Genomic DNA, 25,037 nt, shown 5'->3' on the forward strand with positions numbered 1-25,037 from the left:
CGCCATCAACCCGATGATCACAGCGCCGACGACCGGTACGAGAATCACCCACATTCCCAGGTGGTGGCCTGACGGCGTCGCCGAGGAGGACGAGAAGTGCTGATGAAACGAGAGGTTGGTGATCACCGCGATCAGCCACAATAATGCATAAGCCACAAAAGCGCTGATCGCGCCCACGATAACCGCCATGGCCGACAGTAAAAGCACCCGGGTATCGGTGCTAAAATCACCTAACGAGTCTTCCCTCTGCTCCGTTTCGTTTGTCGTATTCATCATTCAATTTCTGGCCCGTCCAAACCTGCTGGATGGCCGATCGCTGCCAATGTAGCAGCCGCGCATTATAGGAACCGGTGCTTTAGATACGCAAGTTTCGCCCACCGTTAGCGACGTTAATCCGTGTACGGATCAGGATTAAATTGCCGCATTCAACGCGCCGTCCGGTTGGGAAGCCGTCCCCGACTTCCGCGCAGCCCGAAGCTCTCCGCGCCGGCAGATTCACGTGTCAATTCCAGCCAACAGAGTCGTCGAATGAATCGCGCGGCGAGTGAAGGCTCAAGCGCGGGCGCGGCAGGCATGGTCAAGGCACACTTTCGCCGGCCCCGGCCCGGGCATCAGGCGAAGATGGCCCGCCGGTGGAATGCGAGTATGTGCTGTCATTCTTTGCGGTGGATGGCAATTATTCTGCCATGACTTTCGCGCAAGCCAGAGCCCGTCGCGACACGCTCGTGGAGGAAATCTACAGGCATGACCACGCCTATTATGTCGAGGGCCGGCAGCTCATCACCGACCGCGAATACGACCAGCTTTTCGGCGAACTCCAGAAGTTGGAAAGGGAGTTTCCGGAGCTGGTCACGCCGGAATCGCCCACGCAACGCGTCGGAGGTTCGCCCAGTGCGAAGTTTGCCCGCGTCGCACATCTCGCGCCGATGCTCTCGCTCGACAAGATCGAAGCGGCCGATCACCCGACCAGCGCCGAAGAGTCGAATCGAGAACGACGCAATCGCGCGCAGGACGAAAACACGCTCGCGCAACTCCGCGCGTTCGACGTGACGATCCGCAAACATCTGGGCCGCGACAAAATTCAATACGTCATTGAGCCGAAGGTGGACGGTGTGTCCATCAGTGTTCATTACCGGCGGGGCAAGCTCGCGCTCGGCGTCACACGCGGTGACGGCACGGAAGGCGACGATATCACCTCCAATCTTAAAACCGTTCGCGCGATTCCGCTGGAATTGAAAATGAAAGATCCGCCCGCCCTGCTCGAGGTCCGCGGTGAAGCCTACATGACGATCAAGGAATTTGACGCGGTCAACGCGAGACTTTCCGTTGCGGGCGAAAAGCCATTTCCCAACGCCCGCAATGCCACCGCGGGCACGCTCAAGCAGCTCGACCCAAAACTGGTGGCGCAACGACCCATTCGGGCCGTGTTTTATGCGACCGGCGCGGTTGAGGGCATTGAGTTCAAAACACACTCTGAAATGCTTGAAGCGCTCGCGCGATTCGGTTTGCCGACGCAGAAACTCTGGTGGGTTTGCGAGGGCATTGACGAAGTTTTGAAAACCTACCGCGGGAAAGTTGTCGCGCATTACGACGAGGACCGCGACCTCCGCCGGCAGTTGCCCTATGAGATTGACGGCATTGTGCTCAAGGTCAACACGCTCGCCGACTGGCCGCGCATTCCCGGACGCAGCCGCGCGCCCGGCTACGCCATCGTCCACAAACCCGTGCCGTGGATCACGCCGGCAGAAACGGTTTTGAAGGCCATCACGGTGCAGGTCGGCCGCACTGGCGTGCTCACACCCGTGGCTGAACTCGAACCGGTGTTCGTGCAAGGCTCGACCATCTCGCGCGCCACTCTCCATAACGAAGACGAGATCCGCCGCAAAGACCTCCGTATCGGCGACACGGTCGTCGTCCGCAAGGCGGGCATGGTCATCCCGGAGATTTTCGAGGTCGTGAAAAGCAGGCGCCCGCCCGGCGCTAAGGAATTCGATCTGTTCAAACACGTCGGCGGCAAATGCCCGGCATGCGGCGGGCCGATCGCGAAGGAAAAAATGTCTGGCGGCGATGCTGATGAAGTTGCGTGGCGCTGTCAGAATATCGCGGGCTGCCCGGCGCAATTGACACGCCGCATCGAGTACTTCGCCCACCGCAAGGCGCTTGACCTGGAATCGCTGGGCGGAATCGTCGCAGAAAAACTGGTTGAACGCGGCCTCGTCAAGGAACCGCTCGACCTGTTCGACCTGAAACTGGAGCAGCTCGCCACGCTGAATCTCGGCACGGACGACGAACCGCGGGTGTTCGGGGAGAAAAACGCGACGAAAGTGCTGGAGGCGCTCGAACGCGCCCGGACGGCGCCGCTCTCCCGCTGGATTCACGCGCTGGCCATTGGGGATGTTGGCGAGGCCACGGCAAAGCAGCTCGCGACCACTCACGCTTCGCTGGCGGCCCTGGCCGATTCCGCCGTTTTGAGAGACATCCGCGCCCTCGGCGCGAAGGAGGGCGAACGCGCGGAAATCAGCCCGCGTTCCCGCAAAAATCCGCCGAAGACCCGGGCTGAAAAGGCTGAGCGCGAGCAGCGTGACGCTGCTCTAAAGGTCGAGATCGCCGAAATCGAAGCGCGTCTGGACGCCGGCGGATTGAAAGCAAATTTGCAGGAGGTGGGTCCGGTCGCTTCGGCGAGCGTGCTGGACTACTTTTCCTCGCCTGCCGGGAAGAAGGTTCTCGTTCGCATCCGCGGATTAAAGATCAAACCGGTGAATGATGCGGTTAAGAGAGCATCCTCTTTGAATGCGGGGGTGTTGGCGGGAAAAACATTCGTCCTTACCGGCACGTTGCCTTCACTGACACGCGAGGAAGCCACGGCAAAAATTGAAGCAGCCGGCGGCAAGGTCAGCGGCAGCGTAAGCAGCAAAACCGATTATGTGCTCGCCGGCGCAGAGGCCGGCTCCAAACTCGACAAGGCCCAAAAGCTTGGCGTGAAGGTCATCGACGAGAAGGAGTTTTTGAGCATGTGCGGTTGACCATCCACGGATCCGGCTATTCCATCGCCGCCAGCACTTCGTCGAGCGAAACGGTGGCGAACGTGGTCGCGTAATCCGACATCGCGTAGGGGAGAACCAACTGACGGCCGCGCAGAAGGCTTCCGCAGGAATAAACGACGTTGGGCACGTAGCCCTCTCGCTCGTGCGCATCCGGCTTGATGAGCGGCTCGCGTGTGCGGGCGATGACCTTTGCCGGGTCGTCGAGGTCGAGCAGAAACGCGCCGATGCAGTATTTGCGCATCGGTCCGACGCCGTGACTGAGGACCAGCCAGCCGGCCTCGGTCTCAATGGGCGATCCGCAGTTGCCGATCTGGATGTATTCCCACGAGAACGCGGGTTTCAGAAGCGGCTGCGTGGTGTGCCAGAAGTGCAGGTGATCGGAAAACATGATGTAAAGGTTTTCGTGATCCTGGCGGCCCAACATGGCGTACTGGCCGTTGATGTGCCGCGGGAAGAGCGCCATGCCCTTGTTCTGCACCGCCGGGCCGTTGAGCGTGTTGAACTTGAAATGCAGGAAGTCGGACGTTTCCAGAAGTTGCGGCAGGATGAACCGGCCGTCGTAGGCGGTGTAGGTGGCATAGTACATCCTTGAACCGTCGGCGTTGTGAAACTGGACGAAACGAGCGTCCTCGATGCCGTTGCTCTGCGACGGCGTGACGGGAAACAGCACGCGTTCGGACAACCGCGATTCAGGCGGGAATTGCACTTCGTAATTGGACTGCGCGAGTGTCAGGATTTTTCTTCCGGTCGCCTCGATTTCCTGATCATGCACCTGAAATTGTTTCATGGAGAGGCTGATGCTGTTGCGCAATTCCTCGAGCGTGAACACGTCGTTGACGTTTTGCAGGACCTGGTGGCTGAAATCGCTTGCGAGACCGAGTTCCTTGAGTTTCCTCTCGAAGAGGCCTTTTTCATACGAGACGTTTGGAACGGACAATGCCTCAAGGTTATAGCGCGTCGGTTCATTGATGGTGATGTTGTTTTTCGCGTCGAGAATGCCGGTGCGGAAGGTGACGGAGGAAATGTGTCCTTCACCCGTGGCGCGCAGGCTCAGGATGAAGCGCAACGAGCCGTCTCCCAGATCGGACTGGTCGGGGTGGGGGACGATGGACGGATTGAAGAGCGCGGCCGCCTCAAAAGAATACTCGTGCGTGAAATACGCGCCGATGAGCAACTCGCGCTCCTCGGAGAGTTTCTGATCGGTCGGCAGCCAGCGGCGGACCTGCTCATACCGGCGCTTGAGGAAGTCGCGGATTTTTACATGGCGTTCGTCGAATTCGGCCAGCACGTCGTCGATCAGCGCGCGGACCTCGGTTTCGGGCAGGACCATGACGCGCGCGCAAATTTTCACGGCGCGTTCATCGGTGACGATGTTGAGCGGCCGCATCAGCACCCGTTTGTGGTCCGAGTGCAGCACGATTTTGGAACGGTGGAGAATCGGCGCCTTCATAAGTAGTTCAGGGAATTGGGCGGTTGAAAACCGCAACGGCATTTTGCGCAAGGCGCAGTTCCGCCAGCGACAGCAAAAACGCCAGCGTGGATTCCGCGCCCTGATTCTGGTTCACACGGTCAACGTGCAGCGCATCGCGACAGCCACCGGTACTGGACGAATAAAGTTCCAGGCCGAGGTCGTTCCAGCCGAGAAACCAGTCGAACGCGCGTTGCGCCTGCTCGTACCACCACGGATCCGCCGTGGTGCGCCAGGCTTCGAGACAGGCTGAAACCATCGAGTGCGCCTCGATGGGCTGCTGGTCGAAGTTCGCGCGCGCACCGCCGCGGGGGTAAAATCCGTTGCTCCCGATTGGGCGAAAATCACCACCCTCCGAGGTTTGCAGCTCCACCAGCCAGCGCAGGGCTTGAAGCCCGCGGTCGAGCACGGGTTGTTGCGCCATGGCCTTTCCGCTCACGATCAGGGCGTGCGCCAGCTTTGCGTTGTCGTAGGAAAGTATTTCTTCGAACCATGGCCAGTGTTTTTGCGCGGTCCGGTCGAACAATTCCATGAGTCGGGTGGTCAGTGTCTCCCGCATCTGGCTGGCCAGCCGGTCGCCGCTCAAGCGCTGCAGATACTCGTGGACGCCGAGCAGACTGAACGCCCACGCACGTGGCGAAGTGAACTCCGCCATCGTCGGCAGTGCCTGCGTGAACAACTGCCCGGACAGAACTTGAAAGCTCCGGTACGGGGAGCGTCCCACCCCCGCACCCAGTGCCCAGATTGTCCGTCCGTGACAGTCCTCGGACCCTTTCTCGTCGAGCCAGCGCCGGTCAAAACCCAGAAAGTTGCGAAACCGTCGCGCCTTGGCATCGAATGCGTGATTCAAAAATGCCGCGTAAGTCGTGGCCAGCGCGCGCGCGCGCTCCGGTGCCTCCTCCATCTCGTCGAGCAGGACGGCGAGGATGAAAGCCCGCGCGTTATCGTCCGTGCAATAGCCCTCGGAAAAATTCGGCACGGTGAATGTGGCATGCTGGAACAGGCCGGTCGAATCGGTCATGCGCCAAAGATGGTCAAGCTTCAGCTCGGGCAACGCGCGCGGCTGTTGGTCGAGTGTTTTTGTGGCGAACGATTTTCGCGACATCACCGAGCGCTCCAGCCGCGCGGCCTCGAACGATTTCAGATAAAGCCGTGAGACGTTGCTCCAGACCATCTCGCGCCCCAGCTTGTAGGCGTTCTTGCGGATGGCTGTCCGCCGGGTTTCGTCACGCAGGAGTCCGATGACTTCGCGCGCCACCGCTTTCGAGTCGCCGAACGGCACGAGCACGCCACGGTCTTCGGCGAGCAATTCGGCCGCGTGCCAATAGGGCGTCGAGACGACGGCCTTTCCGGCGCCGAATGAGTAGGCCAGCGTACCCGACGTGACCTGCGCTTCGTTCAGATACGGCGTGAGGTAAATGTCCGCCGCGCCGATGAACTCCTTCAACTCCTCGAGTTCAACGAAGCGGTTGTAGAAGATGACGTGCTTCTGGACCTGGTTCTTTTTGGCGAGGCGTTCGAGGCTCAGGCGATAGGCCTCCCCCTGCTCGCGCAGCAGGTTCGGATGCGTCGCGCCCAGCACGATGTAAACGACGTTCGGAAACTCCGCCAGAATGGCCGGCAGCGCGTTGAGAACGTGTTCGATGCCCTTGTTCGGCGAGAGCAGGCCGAACGTGAGCAGCACGAGTCTTCCTTCCACTCCGAACTGGTCCTTGTAGAAATTCGGATCCACGAACGGGATGTCAGGAATACCATGCGGGATGAGGTCGATCTTTGCCGACGGGACCTGATAAATCTCCTGCAACATCCTCTGGCCCCGCTGCGTCATCGTGACGAGCCGGGTCGAACGCGCGGTCAACTCCCGCATCACGCTCCGTTGCTCGACGTTCGGCTCATGCAGAATGGTGTGGAGCGTGGTGATGATCGGCATCCGCAATTCGCGCAGCAGTGCCAGCACATGGCTGCCGGACGGCCCGCCGAAAATGCCGAACTCGTGCTGGACACAAACGACGTCCACGTTGCTGATGTTGAGAAAATCCGCGGCTCGTTGATAGGAAGACAAGTCCTGCTCCGCGATCTCAAAGCGGACTTCACCCGGGTACTCATACCCGCCCTCGGTGTCGTTTACCGGCACCGCAAAACACTGGCCCCGGGGGTTCTCAGCCGCCACTGCCGCCAGAAGGTCCGTCGTGAACGTGGCAATGCCGCATTTTCTCGGCGGGTAATCGCCGAGAAATGCGATCTTTCGAATTTCAGAATCTGTTTCCACAAGTTCGCTCGATTCTTTCGTCGCTCCGCGCGTGCCCGCCCCTTTGTCTTCCATAGCATCCCTTAGGGCGCCCAAAACCGCAAAATTTTTTTTCAACCGCCGACCGGGATTTCTGCCCCGGCGAGGTCACAACAAGGGCGGCCCGAGGGTCCGCGCCGCGATCAGGCACCGGAGGGTGACCGGCGCAAAGAAGAGTGACATAAAGAGCCAATGGAGCGTCGAGCGATTCTCCGGGCCTTCGTCGCGTTCACAATTTCAACGGTCGCGGCAGACGCGTGCAAATGATGCAGTGACAAAAGGCCAACCTGCGGCGCAACGCCCGGACCGCTATTTCCGCCGTTATCCCCAGGAAGACGCACTGTTCTTGATGCCCGGCCACGAGTTCGCCGCGTGGATGAAACAGGACCACACCGGATAAGACATTTTGAAGCGGGTTCCGGGCGAGAACGATGCGGGAGCGGTCGGAAAAAAGCGGAAAGGATTCAACCGGGAGTTGAGATCCCCATAAACGCATTCGTTGAATTGCGTCGGGGTGGACGCCTCGGACTCGGGCTCCGCGCGAATCACCTTCCGTCAGAGCAGAAGTAACCGGGACTAATTCCTTCCCGCCCCGGAATTCTTCTGCATGACACTCCCGTCACCCATGCATACGTGACCATGAATCCGGCAACGGAACAGGACCTTCTTTTCAAAGCCAGGAGTCGTTTCGGTCAGGCCGCGGGTGACATACTCGTAGCTGCTCTGCGAGGGGTCAAAGTTGTCCCATGTCAACGCCGCAACCACCGCATGGTTTGGATCATTCGGGCAGACCAGTATTTTGGGAGTAAGCAGTTCGTTCTTCATGGAGAGAATGTCCGGGGGGTAGGCGTCGTTGTGGTCGGAGGCATAAATTCGCGCAGCGAGACCCATTTGTTTCAAGTTGTTGACGCAGGAGATGGATTGGGCCTTGCTTTTGGCTTTTGCAAGGGCAGGCAAGGTCAGTCCCGCCATGATCGCGACGGGCGCGACGACCAGGGGAAGGACAACGGCGTTGGCGGGCTGTTGCGTCCCGTGGCCCACGGTCAGCCAGCCTTGCGGAGTGTTCCGGCCGACAACGAAGGAGGAGACAGGCCGGTTGACGGAGTAAATCTTCTGCATCAGGACCTGGGGCATTTCATTCGCCGTGCCTCCGGCCTGACTCAGAACAGAGGTCTGTATTTTTTGCAGTGTGTCAGCCAGGCGCTGGCTGACAAAGCCGAACGAGTTGCCCTCGAGCGGCATTCCCGCGGCGAGGTGCTTGAACTCCGCGCTAGACTTTAGGCCCTTCTGTTTGCCGGCCTTCGTCGACATCATGTTCGAGATCAGCTTATCGTTTGACGCGATGAACAGGTAGTCCCCCTGGCGGGCGATGGTGGGACGGACCGTCATCGGAAGAGGCAACGGAATCGGCATGGTCCTCATCCTCACGCCTCCTTCGTCGCTCCGTATGACCTGCGGGTTTTCCTTGAGCGTGCGATCCACCCAGTCGAAAAGGGCGTCGTCTCTGACCTTAATCGCAATCACCAGTCCCGGTTCTGGTATTTCAAGTTCGTGACCGCCCGGCAGCGGAATGTTGATTCTGTTCGCTTCTTTGAGCGTGAGAAACGCGCCGCTTTGACCGCCCAGAGAACCGAGCAATTCGTCAATCGTTCTGCCCGTCGCCGCCTGGACAACACCGTTTAACTGGTCGAGGCCCGTTTTGATCTCGGCGAACCCGGCCTCGTCCGCCTGTTTCAAGAGTCCGTTCCAGATGGCCCCGATATCCACGTCGGCGAACCCGGCCCAGACCGTGTCGGCGGGGAGCCAGTCAAGTTCGTGCAACGGCCGGGGCGACCGGCCGAAGACGGTCCAGATGCCGCCAGGCGCGCTGTTCGGGTCACGCCCGACGAAGAATTTGGTTTGATAGAAGCCCTTTTCGAGCGCAATGCCACTGATGCCGACGCCGCTGACAGATTCGATGCCGCTGTTTTTGACCAGACGCGTGACGAGGTCGAACGCCTTGTTGACGTGGGCCTTTTCATCGCTGCCAAAGTTGGGCAGCGAAAGGACCGGGCCGCGCCAGCCATTGATGTGCTCGGAGAGGCCCTCAAGCCACTGGCTCATGCTCAAGTAGGCGTAGATACTGCCGCCGGGGTCGAGTTGCGAGGTCACCTGGTCGAAGCTGGTTTTCTCGGCGGACACGATCGCGGCCTTGCCGCCCGGTGTCGCGGCAGCGCTTTGTGACGTCGCCGTGGCGGAAGACGGCGGCGTCGCGTTTTGGGCGTCTTTGCTCCCGCATCCGGTGCCGGCAAACAGCAGGGCGAGGACAGTCGCGAGCACAAATTGAGACGAGGCGGAATGAGGTCCGGAATGGTGGTTCATAAGGGTTCCTGTCTGGGCCGACAATGTATCAAGCGCCGTACTTGAAAGCCACTGAATTCCCGGGCGTTCGCCAGACGCAACCGGTTTAGTGCGCTTCCAGCCAGTTCTGGCCCATGCCGATCTCAACGGTGATCGGGACATTTAACGGCAGAGCCGTCTTCATCTTGTCTTCGACCAAAGCGGCGACCTCGTCTCGTTCAGGTTTGTGCAGGTCGAACACGAGTTCGTCGTGGACCTGCAAAATCATTCGCGTCCTGAGATTGCGGGTCATCAGTTCGCGTTGGATGTGGACCATGGCCAGTTTGATCATGTCGGCGGCAGTCCCCTGGATCGGCATGTTAATGGCATTGCGTTCGGCGGCTGCGCGCACATTGGCGTTGGCGGAACGGATGTCGCGCAGGTAACGGCGCCGGCCGGTGACGGTTTCCACGTAACCGTGCTGTCGCGCAAACTCAACCGTGTCGGTCATGTACTGGCGGATGCGTGGAAATTGCGCGAAGTAATGCTCGATGATCTCGGCGCTTTCCTTGCGCGGGATGCCGAGTCGTTGGGCGAGTCCGAAGGCGGACATGCCGTAGGCGATCCCGTAGTTCACCATCTTGCAACGCTCGCGCATCTCGGACGTGACCTCGTTTTGCGGCACGCCAAACACACGCGAGGCAGTGGCGGCATGAATGTCCGCGCCGCTTTTGAGGGCATCGATCATCGCCGTCTCGCGGCTCAACGCGGCGATGATCCGCAGTTCGATCTGCGAGTAATCCGCGGACAGCAACAGATAATCCGGATCGCGCGCGATGAACGCCTTGCGGATCTCGCGGCCCAGCTTGGTCCGGATGGGAATATTCTGCAGATTGGGCTCCTGGGAGTTCAGCCGCCCGGTCGCGGTGCCGAGCTGTTGGAACGTCGTGTGAACGCGGCCGCTCCTCTGGAAAATCGCGGCTGGCAGCGAGTCCACATAGGTGGATTTGAGCTTCGCGCTCTCGCGGTATTCCAGCAGCCGCCGGACGATCTCGTGGTCCGCGGCAAGCGCGACGAGCGTTTGCTCGTCAGTGGCATACTGTCCGGTGCGTGTCTTCTTCGGCGCCTCGGCAAGCTTCAATTTCTCGAAAAGGATTTCGCCAAGTTGCTTCGGTGAATTGAGGTTGAATTCGGTCCCTGCGAGTTGATGGACGGCGCGTTCGTGGCCGGCCATCTCCTTGACAAGCATTTCTCCGAACTCCGCCAGGACGCGCGCATCAACGCGGACTCCCTCGAACTCCATGCCGGCCAGCGCGGGCACCAGCGGCGCTTCAACGTCGAAAAAGACGCGTTGTTGCGATTTCTCCTGCAACCCCGGTTCGAGAACCCCGCGCAGCTGCCACGCGAGGTCGGCTGCCTCGACGCCATGTTCGGCGTCACGCGAGGATTGTTCGTCCTCCAGATTGAATTCGGCCTGACCGGCCGCCGCGGCGCCCGCCGAGGCCGGCGTGTATCCGAGAAACGCCTCCGAAAGGAAACTGAGCGTATGGCGCAGGTCCGGTTCAATGAGCGCATGCGCCAGCATGACATCGAAGAGTTTGCCGCGAACGGAGACACCGTTCCACTGCAGCACGCCCAGTACGAATTTCAGATCATGGCCGATCTTCCCGATCCCTTCGTCCTCCAGAACCGGCCGCAGCTCGTCGAGAATCGCTCCGGCTTCGGCGCTTTGCGGCGGCACCGGCACAAACCAGCCCGCGTGCGGGCCAAAGCAAAAAGCCAGACCGAGGAGCCGCGCCGTTTTGACGTCGGTTTTGTCCGTTCGCAGCGCGAGCGCGAAAGATGATTTGCCGCGCAACGTGTGCACAAGTTCGCTCCGGTCCCGCGGGCTGCTGGCGATTCGATAATCGTGCGCGACCTCGGACAGCGTCTTGAGGTTGGCCATGGTGACGGGCCCCTCTTCGTTCGATCCACCGTGGGCCGGCGCGGGTCCCGTCGCCGCAGAAACGCCGGCCTTCCTGTCCTTTGTTCCATTCGCGCCTCCGTCGGATCGTGGAACTGCAGCCGCGGGTTCGGGTGCGGAAATTTCCCTGCCGTATCCGCGTCCCGCCTTGAAGTCTTCGCCAAACAGCCGGCGGCCAAGCGAGTTGAATTCAAACTCGACGACGAGTTGCCGTAGCTTCTCGTTGTTCGGTGGCCGGCGCTTCAAGGCGTCGGGGCTGACATCGATGGGGACTTCACAGTTGATCGTCGCGAGGCGCTTCGAGAGCAGGGCCTGTTCGCGGCTTTTTTCCAGATTCTCGCGCAGACGGCCCTTGAGTTCGGTCGTGTGAGCGAGAAGATTCTCGACGCTGCCGTACTGGCTTATGAGCTTGCCCGCGGTTTTTTCACCGATGCCAGGCACGCCGGGAATATTGTCCGACGCGTCACCCCACAGGCCAAGGATGTCGATCACCTGTTCGGGCCGTTCAATGCCCCATTTTTTCACGATTTCCTGCAAACCGAGAACTTCAGCCGCGTCGCCCGTGCGTCCCGGCTTGTAGATGCGGGTCCTTTCGGAAACAAGCTGCCCGAAATCCTTGTCCGGCGTGACCATGTAGCAGTCGAAATCATGCGGCTCCGCGCGCCGGACAAGCGTGCCGATGATGTCGTCAGCCTCGTAACCGTCGCGAATCAACACGGGTATGTTGAATGCCTCGAGCAGGCGCCGCACGTTGGGCAGCGCCCAGACAATGTCCTCGGGCATCGCTTCGCGCTGGATCTTGTAATCGGGAAACTCGCGGTGCCGCGCGGTGGGCGCCTCGGTGTCGAAAGCGACCGCGATGTGCGTCGGCTGTTGCTTTTCGAGGATGTCGAGGAGCGTGTTGGTGAAAACGAAGAGTGCCGACGAATTGACTCCGCTTGAGGTAAAAATCGGCCGCCCGACCAGCGCGAAGTGTGCGCGATAGACCAGCGCCATACCGTCGAGCAAAAAAAGTTTCTTTGACACGACAGGAGGCTAATTCAATTTCCCGGAATGCCAAACAGGAAGTCGGGAATCGCCGGAACGACGACACCCGGTGGAGGTTCGGCAGACTCGCGATCCTTCAAGCGGTCCTCCGCTCTTGATCGTCCCAGTAGCGATCGTTCACGTCCGGGAAAATATTGTCCAACCACTCAATCCTCTTGAGCCAGGCTTCGTCCACGCGCGTGGTGGTGAGTTGTTCGTGCAATGCGAGGAAGCGAAGCAGATGGTCCCTCACGCGCTTGCGGGCGTAGTCCGGGCTGGTGCCCGTGCGCAGGATGAACGGCCAGTCGCTGGCCTGGGCAAGGAGAAGTTCGCGCGCCGCCTGTTTCAGGGCCCGCTCCGTCAGACCGGTCGCCCGGCGAAACCGCTGCGCCAGTTGAGTCATCCGTTCCTGCGCCAAGTCGAGATGGGGGTAAATCCATTCATTTGTTTCGTTCAACCACACACGCAAGTAACCTTCCTCGCCCCAGCTTGATGCGCTCGGCGCGGCGACCTGTTGTGTCGGATGCCGCCGCAAATATCCCTCTGGCGTGACCAGCCTGAAAAGCTTCTGGTCGTAATAGGTTTTCCGGACGAACAGATCGAGCCATTCCGGGCCTTCATACCACCAGTGGCCGAACAACTCGGCGTCGTAAGGCGAAAGGATGAGCGGCGGGCGGGCCATGATGCCGGCGAGCTTTTGAATCTGCTCCATGCGCGCGGCCAGAAAATGGCCGGCGTGCTCGTCAGCCGCGCGCCACGCGGTCTGGCGGTTGTAAACCTCCTTCGGGCCCGGACCGCCGGTGATGCGATGATATTTGATGCCGGTGAAACCCCGCACTTCCGGCGATGGCAGCCAGGGCCGCACGTAATCGAAATCGAGGTCGAAGCCGACGTCGCGGTAGAAATCGCGATAACGCGCGTCGCCCGGATAGCCCTCGTGACGCGACCAGACCTGTTTCGCGGAATCGAGGTCGCGTCCAAACGCGGCGATGCCGTTCGGCGTGAAGATGGGCGCGAACACGCCATAGCGAGGACGAGGATTCGCGTGCAGCACACCATGCGTGTCGGTGATGAACCAGCGGATGTTCGCCTCCTGCAAGGCATTTTCCACTCCGTCGGTATAGGCGCATTCCGGAAGCCAGATGCCGCGCGGATCGCGGCCGAAACAACTTCGGTAATGATCGCGGGCGGTCAGGATTTGCGCGCGGATGGAGGGTGGATGATTCACCAGCAGCGGCAGCAGCGCGTGCGTTGCGGCGCAGGTGATGATTTCCAGCCTGCCGTGCTCTTGAAACTTGCGGAACGCGCCGACGAGATTGCGTCCGTAGGCAGAGTAAGTGTCCCGGATGCTGACGAACCGCTCGTGATACATCGCGGCGAGCGGTCGAAAGGCCTCCTCCCATCGCGTGCGATAAACCTCCTTTTCCGCCAGCTCGATCAGACCGTTCAAATGCCGCGCGTAACGTTCCTGCAGGAGCGGGTCGAGCAGCATGGAGCAGAGCGTGGGTGTGAGCGTCAACGTGAGGCGCGTTTCCATGCCGTCGCGCAACCAGCCATCCATGACCTGGATGAGCGGCACGTAACTCTCGGTGATGGCCTCGAACAGCCAGTTCTCCTCGAGAAACTTTTCGTGCTCCGGATGCCGGACAAACGGCAGGTGCGCGTGCAGGACAAGTGCGAGGTAGCCTTGGGTCATCGGAGGAGCGTCGCGGTCAAACTGAAAGATAGAAGCGCAGCCGCGGCCAAAGACGAGCTCGCTTCAGACAGATGAAAAAGTTCCCGACTAGTAAACCTCATAAACTCCTTCTGAGACTTTATTGTAAGTTATGGGTCTGCTGAAACTGATGCCTCCATCACCCGGTTTTGGACTGTATGTCTGCGCATCGGGTCCGCAAACCACCTCCAAAGCATAGTACGGCTGTGAGTGACCTCCTGTGGCGTGCATTCCAAAAATCTTGATGAGGACAATGGGAACGGTCGGCGCATTCCTTGACTTGTGCGCCAGGACTTCAGGTGGATAGTAAGTTACCTCTCTCGGCGTTAAGGCCGCGACGGCTGAGGGCAGAGGACCATAGTCGATGTTCGTTACATAATAATTAGTAGGCTTGGTTTGTGGACTCAGATACATTTGAACACCCTTACGAGGTGGATACCATACGAACACGTTCGTATGGGTCGTCAGCAACTCTTCACATCCCTGATGGATGGCATCCCATCCTCCAGCCAATGTCACTTTCTCAAGCACCGTCTTCCGTTGACTTCGTCGTTCCCACCACCTGGGAGGCCAAGAGGAAGGACCAAACCAAACCGTCAGAACATAAAAACTGAACGCGCCAAAACACGCCCAAACGGCATGGATGACCGGGTGTTGAACGATTTGGTCCGCTACCTTGTTTGAGAAGGGAGAGCACAACAATTGGACAATGAATAGTAGCCCTGCAATGAAAGCCAGTAGAAATAGAAATGCGAGAACACCTGAAGCCATATCTTGGCCATCTAGGTTCGCTAAGTCGTGTGCGCGGCTTGCGGCGGTCTCAGCCGGGGATCCTGCGGATGCACTCCAACTTCACCTCGATACTCGGTATGACGGCCGAACTCCAGTTCCGCAGCACGACCATCGGTCTGGTCGGCGGAAACAGCGACAACCGGCAATTCATATTTCCCGTCGGGCAGCGCGAACCGAAAACTGAACGAGCCGTCCGGCCGCAGCTTGATGGTTCGGCCGCCAACGGTGACTTTCGCGTCCGGCTCGGTAGCTCCGTAGATGATCAGCTCCGCATTAATGTTGAACCAGAATCCTTTCGGCCATTGGACGCCACCGAACGGACTCGAAACGCTTCCCGCGGCCCGGGCGGGCGAAGTCGGCAGGGAGAATTGCGCCGCCGCGGCGGACGCGAGTTCCTGCACGAACTGGCGGCGCAGCAGCTCGGTGATTTCCAGCGAGCCAATCCAGACGCGGCGCACCTGGTCCATCGAAATCAACTGCGCCAGCGCGCGTTCCTGTGCCGGCGTCCATCGACCCGAGGAAATCTGTTCGGGGCCGGGCAGGCCCGGGTGGCCTTCCGCGCGCAACTGACCGATCGCCTCGGAGAGCGGCACGTTTTCCGCCATGGCTTCCTTCACGATGGTGAGCAGTTGTTCGAACGGCACTTCGATGGGAATCGTCGCGAAGTGGACGGATGTGTCCTGCGAGAGCGCCTCGGGCGGCGTGAGCGTCGGCGCGGAAACGGAAATGCGCGTCCAGTGTCCGTTCGTCTTCGCATAGTAACCCAGCTCGGCCACAAACTTCGTCCCGCCGCGACCGACATGCACGAACCAGTTCGTTGATTCAGGATGCACGTGCACCTCGGCGAACGGTTGATCCCCGGCCCTGTCAATGAAGACTCGCAACACAAGATGACCGTCTGCGGATTTGCGATTATGCTCACGGAGTTGTTCGCGAGTGAGGTCCCAGTGCGCGTAGAGCCAGTGCGGGTCCCTCGCGGCAAGCAGAAGTTTTTTTGTGCCGTAGGCTTCGGGGAGTTCGCCGGTTTCTCCGGCCGGCCCGGAATGTTCCGGCGGCGGTGTCGGTCCAAGCGCGTAACGTTGGCCGGGGCCGCTGACACCGGGCAGCGACGGCTCATCGCCTTCGAGCAGGATCGGCGGGATTTTCAGAGCGGGCTTGCGTGCCGGCTTCGGTCCGGCTGCGGGCGCGGCCGCCGCGTCAGCTTTGGCAGCGACCGGACGAAGGCGTGCGTGCGGCGTCTTCGGCGCGGCGGATTGGGTGGTGGAACGGGCGGTCCCTTTTTCGCGTGAGGGCGTCTTTTTTTCCGGTTTCATAAGCATCGAGGATGGCGCGAACGAACCGCGACGAGCTTACGTCCAAGCAAACGGGCTTCGCAACGTGAAATTGGCCGGGGTCGGAAACAAAATCTTCTCCGCACATATTCAGGAGAGCAAGGGAATCCCCGACAATTCTTCACAGCACTGACCGGTCAGGGAGAGCAACCGGGCTCCCGAGTTGTGTTGCGCGCCCCGGTCGTCCAGAAGCAGTCCTTCAGCGGAGCGTGGGACAGGTGTTGATCCGGTGGGATGGCTTGGAACCGTCGCAACCCGCCGGCAGAGGCGCCTTCGCGACGGAAATAATGGCATCGTTTTTTTGGACGAACCGTGCCACGATCGCCCCCACGCATGAGTCAAACCGGCAGAGCTTTGATTTTCACACTCGGTGCCATTCACTTCGCAGCTGGTTTTTCAACACGCGCCCAAACGCCCGCCTCGAGCAAATTGAGCGCGCACCTGATCAATGCCTACACTGCCGGCGCGTCGAACATCGTGGCCGGGCATCCGCGCGTGTTGAAGATTCTTGACCTCGGCTCCGGCATGTTGCAGGCCGCGCGGGCTTACAAGTCTGGCACACCAAACGGCCAGATCGTTCTCCGCATTTACACGCCCAAGAGTTACCCGATGACCGACGATCCCGCCGTCAGCGCGACGAACTTCTGGACGACCGTCCTACAGTCGCCGCTGAATGCGCTGTCCGCGTCCGACCGCGCGTTGATTGATTATCTGGAAGGACCGAACGAAGGCGACAGCACGCCGACGTGGCAATCGTTGCAGGCGGCGCAATGGTTCACCGGATTCTGGACGAATCTGACACCGTTGATCGCGGCGGCGGGATTCAAACCGTGCATCGGCAGCATCGCGGTGGGCAATCCGGGCGGCACACCGAGTCAGATTCAGAGTTACATCTCGACGTTCGTGCCCGCGTTGCGGCAGGCCAAGAGTCTCGGGGGCGCGTGGAGTTATCACGCTTACACGATCAATTACACGACCGACCCGAACGTGGAGTACTACTATTCGCTGCGTTACCGGCAGTTTTACAGCCAGTTCGCGTCGCAATATCCCGACCTTGCGGACATGCCGCTGATCCTGACCGAGGGCGGCGTGGACCAGAGCGGCACGCCTTCAACGTCCGGCTGGCAGGCGCGTGGCACGGCTGCGAATTACGAGCGATGGCTGAACTGGTTCGATCATCAGCTTGCGACGGACAACTACGTGATCGGATGCACGTTGTTTGAGATCGGCAATCCGGGCGGCTGGTCGTCGTTCGATCTTGAGCCGATTGCGGGCTGGCTGGGAAATTATTTGACTGCGCCGACGAACGCACCGTCCGCGCCGGCCGGTTTGTCCGTTGTGGCGACGAGTGCGACCGCTCTGATCACCTGGACATCCGCGCCAATTAACCCGACGACTTACAACGTGAAACGCTCGCGCACCAGCGGGGGGCCTTATGCGATCATCGCCACGAATGTCACTGAAGGAGTGGCAGCGACGAGTTTCACGGATTCGGCAGTCACGAACGGCGGCACCTACTACTACGTGGTGTCGGCAATGAACGCGTCGGGAGAAGGGCCGGATTCGGCACAGGTCACCGTGACGATGCCGAACACGAGTTTACCGGACGTCATCGTTACGGCGGTGACCTGGACGCCAAATCCGGCGTTTACCAACAACAATGTCACCTTCCGCGCGACCGCGAAGAATCAGGGAACGGCATCGACCCCGTCGGGTGTGACTCTGGGAATCGGTTTCAGTATCGACGGCGGAGCGAACGTGACGTGGTCGAGCAGTTATTCGAGCGCGCTCGCACCAGGCGCGTCGGTGACGCTCGCGGCAAACGGCGGTCCAACGGGATCGAGCACCTGGAAGGCGACGCCGGGGATGCACACGCTGACCGCGACGGCGGACGACATCAATCGCTTTCCAGAGAGTAATGAGGGCAATAACGCAATGAGCGTGAAACTGTCGATTTCCTCCGGCCCGCCGAAAATCAGTCAGATCAACGTCACAACGAATGACGCCGTCAGTTTCAGTTTCAGCGCAACCTCCGGCGTTCAGTATCGCGTCGAATACAAAAACGATCTGAATGACACGCAGTGGACGGCTCTGGGCGCGGACATTGTCGCAAGTTCAAACACGGTTCCGGTTTCGGATGATCTGAGCGGCGTGACGAACCGTTTCTATCGCGTTTTGCAATTGAATTGAGTTCCGAAGCTCCCCGCGCCGGGATTTGTTCTACGGGGTGGAGTAACGCTGGCGGCAATATGCCCGGCATCACTTTTCTGCCTGGACAAGCGGACGGTGTCGCGGAATTTTCGCCTTGAAATCGCCCAGACTTCGCCATTCCGTCGGTTGATCGAGGTCCACTTCGGCGACGGCGACTGTCCCCCAGTCTCTGGCCAGCGCGATGGTTCTGCCAGTGGGATCGAAGACGGCCGAGAGCATCCAGTTGTGCGAGATGTCTTCGTAGGTGCTGCTGACGAGATAGACCTGGTTTTCCGCCGCCCGGGCGCGAGCCAGTTCCGGGTTGCAGCCCCAGACCGGCCAGGCGATGACTTCCGCGCCGCGATTGCTCAACTCGCGTGCCACCTCGGGAAAGAAGCCGTCGTAGCATACCATCATTCCGACCTTGCCAAAGCGCGTCCGAAACACCGGGTATTCCGAGCCGGGCGCGACGCCGGCATCCACTTCGCTCGTGGGGAGGGTGACCTTACGAAATTTTCCAACCACCGAACCGTCCGGCCCCAGGAGCACGGCCACGTTGTAAACGACGTGTCCGGCCTTCTCGTACAGGCCGGCGACAATGTAGAGATCGTGCTCTTGCGCCAGCGCTCCGAAGAATTCAGTGGATGGGCCGGGAACCGGCTCGGCCACCTGATCCGGCCGCAGACCGGTTCCGTAGTAGGTCAGGGTCTCCGGCAGAACGACGAGGTCAGCCTTTTGCCGCGCGGCTTCCTCAATCAACGGCGCGAACAAGCGACGATTGCCCTCCGGCGTCTTCCCCTTCGGTTGTAGATGGATGGTCGCCAGACGAACCTTGCGTTGAGGAAGAGAATTGATTTCACCCAGAGAAACATCGCTCCATTCGACCTGGCTGCGCGGAGACCACAGCAGATAAAGTTCGACCTTCGCCTGTTTCGCCTGTCGCGGGACCCGGTACACACCCGACACTTTGGTCCAGCCCGCGGCATCGGTGTCTCCGTCGGCGGGATGCTCGGCCTCCGCCACGGCCTGAAAGCCGGCCAGATAGTTGGTGACCACCGGACGATCGTCGGCAACCATTTTGCCGGACGCATCCAGCCAGGTCACTTTTGCGAGCGCGCTGCGCCGCGGCAAAGAAACGTTGGAAGTCCTGCGAAAAGTTTGGAACTGATAAACGCGTCCCCCCTTCACGGGGAAAACCTTTGTCCAGCCCCCGTGCAACCCCTCGCGGTCGTCAGCCTTGATGACGAAACCGCCCCGGCCATTGCGGCCGCCATGCGGATCGAAGGCGAAGTCTGGTCGGATTTCTTCGCGCGGCGCGAAGGTCGCCCAACCTTCCGGCGCCGCGACCGCGAGAGACGTCCCGGATTGGGGTCCGGCGAACACGGCGGCGCCATGCCAGATGACCACGGCGACCGGGAATCGAACAAGAAACCTTTGGAGCATGAGGACACCCTAGCTCGGAAGCCGGGCACAGGCAATCGCGAAGGTGGGTTCACCCGGGTGTTTCGGTCATTGCCCGCCTGGTTGAGAGAACGTTAGGGTTGTCCCTTATGAAACGTGTCATCGGCATAGGCGGGGTCTTCTTCAAATCGAAAAACCCTGCGGGCCTGATCGCCTGGTACGAAAAACATCTTGGCATGAAACCGACCTGGGAAGGCGGCGTGGTGTTCGCCTGGAAGGACGGTGAGCGGCGGGACCGCGACGGCCAGACGGTCTGGTCGCCATTCAAGGCAGATACGGACTATTTCGAGCCGGGTTGCGAGCCCTACATGATCAATTACATCGTGGAAGACCTCGACGCGCTGGTTGACGTGCTGACCCGCGAGGGCATCCGGATTGAAAAGCGTGAGAATTTCGACTTCGGTCGGTTTGCCTGGATCATGGATCCGGAAAACCGCCGGGTCGAACTGTGGGAGCCGCCGCGAAAGCCGGCTGGTTGACGCACGCGAGCAGTCGGAAAAACGCACCCGATGAGAAACGAACTGTCCACCAGCCTCCGCTCGCACGTGTCAATCGCCGCTGCTCTCACGTGGTTTATTCTCCCGGCGGCGGGGCCTGCCGCAACGAACGACTATTTTCGAATCACCGTCGTGGACGGGCAGACCGGGCGTGGTGTGCCGCTGGTCGAGCTGAGGACGGTGAACAACATGACGTTCTGGACCGACAGCAATGGCATCATCGCCTTCAACGAACCGGGTTTGATGGATCAGGAGGTTTATTTTCATGTAAAGAGCGACGGTTACGAGTATCCGAAAGATTTCTTTGACAACCGCGGATTGAAACTCAAGCCAAAGCACGGCGGCAGCGCGACGATCAAAATCAAACGGCTTAACATCGCTGAGCGACTGTATCGTGTGACCGGGCAGGGCATTTACCGCGACAGCATTCTGGTCGGCGCGCGGGTGCCCCTGAAACATCCGGTCTTGAACGGCCAGGTGATGGGCCAGGACACCGTGATTGCCACGCCCTACCACGGGAAAATTTACTGGTTCTGGGGGGACACGGAGCGGGTGGTGTATCCGCTGGGAAACTTCGCGGCTTCGGGAGCGACTTCAGAGCTGCCCGAGCACGGCGGACTCGATCCGGGCGTTGGTGTGGACCTGAACTATTTTGTTGATCCATCGGACTTCAGCAAACCGATGTGCCCGAACTTCGGCGAGGGTTTGCAGTGGATCGAAGGTGTGATGACCGTTCGTGACGAACATGACCGGGAGCGCCTCGTTGCGCGTGTTTCAAGTCAGAAGGGGCTGATGCCCGCGTACGCCTGGCATCTTGCGGTGTTCAATGACGAAAAACAAATCTTTGAATCCCAGATCAGATGGAACATCACGGAAGGACACGATTCATCACACCCGTTTCGCGCCAGAGTGAACGGAGTCGAATACCTTTATCTTTACCCGAACTGGCGAGTGAAGGCGGACCTGAAAAGCCTTTCCGATCTGAAGAGCTACGAGGCGTTCACCTGTGTTGCCGATGACGGCAGGTTGCGCGGAAACGAGACGAAAATTGACCGCGACGGGGCGGGTCAGCCTCTATACTCGTGGAAGGCCGGCGCGCAGCGCCTGCATCCGGGCCGGTTGCGCGAGTTGATTTCAACGGGCTGCCTCAAGCCGGAGGAGGCATGGATTCAATTGCGCGACGTCGATACCGGCAAGACCGTCGGGGCCGGGCGGGGCTCAGTGTTCTGGAATGATTTCCGGCAACGCTGGGTGATGATCACTTCTTCAACAAGAGCGGGAGAAATCTGGTTCGCCGAGGCGGACACGCCCACGGGACCGTGGGTGTACGCGCGCCGCATCGTATCCCACGACAACTATAATTTTTACAATCCGACCCAGCATCCCTTCTTTGACCTGGACGGAGGGCGGCTGATTTACTTTGAGGGCACCTACACCGCGGCTTTCAGCGGCGCAAAGGAGATGACCCCGCGCTACGACTACAATCAGATCATGTATCGTCTCGCGCTTGACGATGCGGGCCTCAATCTGCCGGCGCCGGTTTACCGCCTCGAAGGGACCGGAAGAATTTCGCGCTACCTGATGCGCGAAACTGTCGAACGCGAACACCTGTGGCGGCAGGTCGGTGAAGTGGCGTTTTTTGCTCTGCCGCCGAATCGCGGACGCGGCGGAATGATTCCGGTCTTCGAACACGCCGAAGGCGGCCACGTCGTTCTGCGGGATGACCCGCCCGGTGGAGACAATCGTCCGTCATTCTTCGCGCTGCCGAACGAACGCGCGAAATCGAAGCCGGTCCTGTCGGAAGAAGATTCCCGGATGGTGGTCCCGCTTTACGAGTATCGGGATGCCGGCGATGGCCGGCGAATTTATTCGACGAACCCGACTCTCGCGGACAAGACCCTTGAACGTTCAGATGAGCCGGTATGTCGGGTGTGGAGGAATCCGATGTCGGTGCTGCCATTGGACATGGAAACAACGCCGGTTCCGCTCGCCAATCATTGAGCGGTTGGTCATGCTCTAAGCATTATGAACCCGCAACCGTCCCGGCGCGCATGGTCACCCTTGTATTCATTCCCGGTGATCGCGCTGCTGACCTGCCGCGCCGTTGCTCAAAACCTCGCCGGAGATGAAGCGTTGTCGAAAGTGTTGATCAATGGCGAGGACTGGCAACTGGTCGCCGACGGATTTGGATTCACCGACGCAGCCTGCGCCGATGGCATGGGGAACTTTTACTTCTATGATCTGGGCAAAGGCACCGGCATAAGGAAAATCAGCGCAGACGGCAAGGTGACGACCTTCATCGACAACACACCGAAGTGCAGCGGATTGAAATTCGGACCGGATGGCAGGCTCTACGCCTGCACCCAGGAACCCAAAAAGCAGGTCGTGGCGTTCGAGGTGCCATCGGGAAAAATAACCGTGCTCGCGGACGACGTTCAACCAAACGATTTGATCGTGTCGCATGAAGGGTTCGTTTATTTTACCGAGACCGGCAAGGGGCAGGTGACCATTGTGGACGCGAAAGGCAGCGTCCGCACCGGCGCGACCGGCATCAACAAACCGAACGGCATTACGCTGTCGCCGGACCAGGGCACGCTCGCCGTCTCCGAATACGGCGGCACCAACGTGTGGGTGTTTCGGGTCGAGCGCGACGGCAGTCTGACTGCGGGCGAACGTTATATGACACTGCGCAGGCCGGTCGGAAAGCCGGACAGCGGCGGTGACGGGATGACGACCGACGCGTTGGGCCGTTATTACGTGACGTCACATGTCGGAATTCAAATGTTTGACTGGACCGGGCGTTTGGGCGGTGTCATCGCGCGGCCGCAAAACAAAGGCACGGTCAGCGTCGCATTTGCGGGGCCGGACCTCGAATACCTCTATGCCTGTTCGTCAGACAAAATCTACCGCCGCCGGACGAAGGCGAAGGGAGCCTGGTTATTCCGGGCGCCGGCGAAACAGGCGGGCAAGGCGCCATTAGTACCGTGAACCGGGTGGCGGTTCGTTGATGACGCCCCAGAACGCGCCGAGTTCGCGGACGGCATTGACGAATTCGTGGAACTCCACCGGCTTCACCACGTAGGCGTTGACGCCCAGGTTGTAGCTTTTCAGCAGATCGCCGTGCTCACGGGACGAGGTGAGCATCACCACCGGAATGGTCTTCAAGCGTTCGTCTGATTTAATCTGCTGCAGCACCTCAAGGCCGTCCACCTTCGGCATCTTATTGTCGAGCAGGATCAGGCCGGGATCCTCCGGCGGGAGGTTTGCATATTGACCGCGGCGGTAAAGGTAGTCGAGCGCCTCGGCGCCGTCGCGCACAACATCCACCTGGTTGGCCAGGTGATGACTTGATAGCGCGTGCAACGTCAAATCGATGTCGTGCAGGTTGTCCTCAGCCAGCAGGATTTTTTTGAGTTTCGTCATGTGTGTGGAGCGGGTTTGGCAGTGAAAAAAAGAAGGTCGCACCCTGTTCGGCGGCGCTTTCGGCCCAGACCCGGCCGCCATGCCGGTGAACGATGCGCCGCACGCTGGCCAGCCCGATGCCGGTCCCCTCGAATTCCTCCGCGCGATGCAGGCGTTGAAAAACCTGGAACAGTTTGCCGATGTATTTCATGTCGAAGCCCACTCCGTTGTCGCGAACGAAAAAGACAGTTTCGGAATCGGCGCCGGGCCGCACGCCGATTTCAATGACGGCGGCTTCGCGAGTATGGGTGTATTTCAACGCATTGGACAGGAGGTTTGTAAAGACAAGTTCGAGCATCGCCTGATCTCCCTGGACCTTCGGGAGCGGGCCGATTTTCCACTCGACCCGGCGGCCGGACGCATCGCGCTGAAGGACCTCGATGATGGATTCAACCAGCCGCGTGACATCAACCGTCGTTCGCAACAATTCGCTCCGGGCCATCCTGGAAAAGGAAAGAAGGTCGTCAATCAACCGGCCCATCCGGCGAGCCGACTGGCGGACAATCATCAGATTTTGGCGGCTGTTTGCATCCAGTACGGCCGACGAATCGGCGAGGATCATTTCGGAAAAACTGCCGATGTGCCGCACGGGTGCCCGCAGATCGTGGGAAACCGAGTAGCTGAAGGCCTCGAGTTCCTGGACCGCCACTTCCAGTTCAGTGGTCCGCTGTTGTAATGCATGCTCCGCCTGCTTCAGTGCGCTTATGTCCCGGCCTTCCGCCAGAATGTAACCGACCTTGCCGCTCTCGTCGCGCACGGGCACCAGACTGAAGGCGATCGGCACGACGCGTCCGAAGACGAAGAGTTTTTCATCGTAACTGACCGTCTCGCCGGCCACGGCGCGTTTGAACGCGGCGGTGACTCGCGCGAGAACGGCCGGGTCAAACGTCCACCAGGCCCCTTCGAGGAAACGGGTCCGCATCAGTTGTTCGCGGGAAAGACCGGATCCCTGTTCGGCAATCCGGTTGATGAGCAACAGGGTCCCGTCCAGCGCCACCTTCGCGTTCAGCGTGGACATGTTGTCAATGTATTCCCTGAGCTCGCGCTGGCTGTCGCGGATTTGCTGTTCGGCGCGGTTTCGTTCCACGACCTCCTTTTGCAGATCCCGGTTGGCGGCCTCCAACTGGGCGGTGCGTCGGGCCACTCTCTGCTCCAGTTCGGCCGCATGCCGGCGCGCCGCCCGGTACAACATCGTTTGCGACCGTGTCACCGAGAACAGGAGGACGCTGAAGGCGATGCCGGTGGCCAAAACCCACGGCGCGGGGCGGAACGGCGAATCGAGAAAGAATTCCGGCCGGCTTGAAAACACCAGGCTCCATGCCCGGTCTCCCACCAAAATGCTCTCTGTGCGCGTGAACCGGGGCGCCGGGTCCGCACTGAACCGGCGCGGCAGGCGCGACGTCCGGTACAGCAGATGTGCCGCCGTGGCGTCGGGCCCATCGTAAACCTCCATTGCAACCGGAGGCGCGCTGTTCGCCGCGAG

General features: G+C 60.1%; 16 protein-coding genes. 6 read left to right on the top strand and 10 right to left on the bottom strand.

The features are described 5' to 3' along the window. The coding region (locus tag VN887_19530; protein ID HXT42208.1) for a chloride channel protein at positions 1 to 276 on the bottom strand (276 nt) is incomplete at its 3' end. Between the two features lie 410 nt (positions 277 to 686). On the opposite strand from VN887_19530, the gene ligA reads away from it, so the two are divergent. Then, the gene (gene ligA / locus VN887_19535; GenBank protein ID HXT42209.1) at positions 687 to 3,023 is read left to right on the top strand and encodes an NAD-dependent DNA ligase LigA; all 2,337 of its coding nucleotides are present in this window, start codon (positions 687 to 689) and stop codon (positions 3,021 to 3,023) included. A gap of 16 nt (positions 3,024 to 3,039) precedes the next feature. On the opposite strand, the gene VN887_19540 is transcribed toward ligA, so the two are convergent. Together VN887_19540 and VN887_19545 are read right to left on the bottom strand one after the other, a co-directional pair. Beyond that, the gene (locus tag VN887_19540; protein ID HXT42210.1) at positions 3,040 to 4,494 is read right to left on the bottom strand and encodes a glycoside hydrolase family 130 protein; all 1,455 of its coding nucleotides are present in this window, start codon (positions 4,492 to 4,494) and stop codon (positions 3,040 to 3,042) included. Between the two features lie 7 nt (positions 4,495 to 4,501). Continuing rightward, positions 4,502 to 6,781, bottom strand: coding sequence for a glycosyltransferase family 4 protein (locus VN887_19545; protein HXT42211.1), 2,280 nt, complete (start codon positions 6,779 to 6,781; stop codon positions 4,502 to 4,504). A gap of 289 nt (positions 6,782 to 7,070) precedes the next feature. On the opposite strand from VN887_19545, the gene VN887_19550 reads away from it, so the two are divergent. Beyond that, positions 7,071 to 7,199, top strand: coding sequence for a hypothetical protein (locus VN887_19550; GenBank protein HXT42212.1), 129 nt, complete (start codon positions 7,071 to 7,073; stop codon positions 7,197 to 7,199). A 176-nt stretch (positions 7,200 to 7,375) separates the two neighbouring features. On the opposite strand, the gene VN887_19555 is transcribed toward VN887_19550, so the two are convergent. The 4 genes from VN887_19555 to VN887_19570 form a co-directional block, all read right to left on the bottom strand. Further along, complete coding sequence (locus tag VN887_19555) at positions 7,376 to 9,160, bottom strand: hypothetical protein (protein HXT42213.1); 1,785 nt, start codon at positions 9,158 to 9,160, stop codon at positions 7,376 to 7,378. An 85-nt stretch (positions 9,161 to 9,245) separates the two neighbouring features. Then, positions 9,246 to 12,107 (bottom strand): DNA polymerase I, encoded by a 2,862-nt coding sequence (polA, locus tag VN887_19560; protein ID HXT42214.1) that lies wholly within the window; start codon positions 12,105 to 12,107, stop codon positions 9,246 to 9,248. Between the two features lie 97 nt (positions 12,108 to 12,204). Further along, positions 12,205 to 13,803 (bottom strand): 1,4-alpha-glucan branching protein domain-containing protein, encoded by a 1,599-nt coding sequence (locus VN887_19565; protein HXT42215.1) that lies wholly within the window; start codon positions 13,801 to 13,803, stop codon positions 12,205 to 12,207. 809 nt (positions 13,804 to 14,612) lie between these two features. Then, positions 14,613 to 15,926 (bottom strand): DUF4912 domain-containing protein, encoded by a 1,314-nt coding sequence (locus VN887_19570; GenBank protein HXT42216.1) that lies wholly within the window; start codon positions 15,924 to 15,926, stop codon positions 14,613 to 14,615. A gap of 447 nt (positions 15,927 to 16,373) precedes the next feature. Between VN887_19570 and VN887_19575 the strand changes: the two genes are divergently transcribed. Next, the gene (locus VN887_19575) at positions 16,374 to 18,134 is read left to right on the top strand and encodes a CARDB domain-containing protein (GenBank protein HXT42217.1); all 1,761 of its coding nucleotides are present in this window, start codon (positions 16,374 to 16,376) and stop codon (positions 18,132 to 18,134) included. A 69-nt stretch (positions 18,135 to 18,203) separates the two neighbouring features. On the opposite strand, the gene VN887_19580 is transcribed toward VN887_19575, so the two are convergent. After that, the gene (locus VN887_19580; GenBank protein HXT42218.1) at positions 18,204 to 19,577 is read right to left on the bottom strand and encodes a carbon-nitrogen hydrolase family protein; all 1,374 of its coding nucleotides are present in this window, start codon (positions 19,575 to 19,577) and stop codon (positions 18,204 to 18,206) included. A gap of 107 nt (positions 19,578 to 19,684) precedes the next feature. Between VN887_19580 and VN887_19585 the strand changes: the two genes are divergently transcribed. From VN887_19585 to VN887_19595, 3 genes are read left to right on the top strand one after another with little or no spacing between them, the layout of a single operon-like run. Next, positions 19,685 to 20,074: a VOC family protein gene (locus VN887_19585; protein HXT42219.1), complete on the top strand. Its 390-nt coding sequence runs from the start codon at positions 19,685 to 19,687 to the stop codon at positions 20,072 to 20,074. Positions 20,075 to 20,104: 30 nt separating this feature from the next. Then, positions 20,105 to 22,093, top strand: a complete 1,989-nt coding sequence (locus tag VN887_19590; protein HXT42220.1) for a hypothetical protein — start codon at positions 20,105 to 20,107, stop codon at positions 22,091 to 22,093. A gap of 24 nt (positions 22,094 to 22,117) precedes the next feature. Then, positions 22,118 to 23,080 (top strand): SMP-30/gluconolactonase/LRE family protein, encoded by a 963-nt coding sequence (locus VN887_19595; GenBank protein HXT42221.1) that lies wholly within the window; start codon positions 22,118 to 22,120, stop codon positions 23,078 to 23,080. On the opposite strand, the gene VN887_19600 is transcribed toward VN887_19595, so the two are convergent. After that, complete coding sequence (locus VN887_19600) at positions 23,069 to 23,515, bottom strand: response regulator (protein ID HXT42222.1); 447 nt, start codon at positions 23,513 to 23,515, stop codon at positions 23,069 to 23,071. The genes VN887_19595 and VN887_19600 overlap by 12 nt on opposite strands. Beyond that, positions 23,484 to 25,037, bottom strand: a 1,554-nt coding sequence (locus tag VN887_19605; protein HXT42223.1) for an ATP-binding protein, incomplete at its 5' end; no start/stop codon positions are given. The genes VN887_19600 and VN887_19605, both read right to left, overlap by 32 nt.

Source organism: Candidatus Angelobacter sp. (assembly GCA_035607015.1).
Taxonomy (GTDB): domain Bacteria; phylum Verrucomicrobiota; class Verrucomicrobiia; order Limisphaerales; family AV2; genus AV2.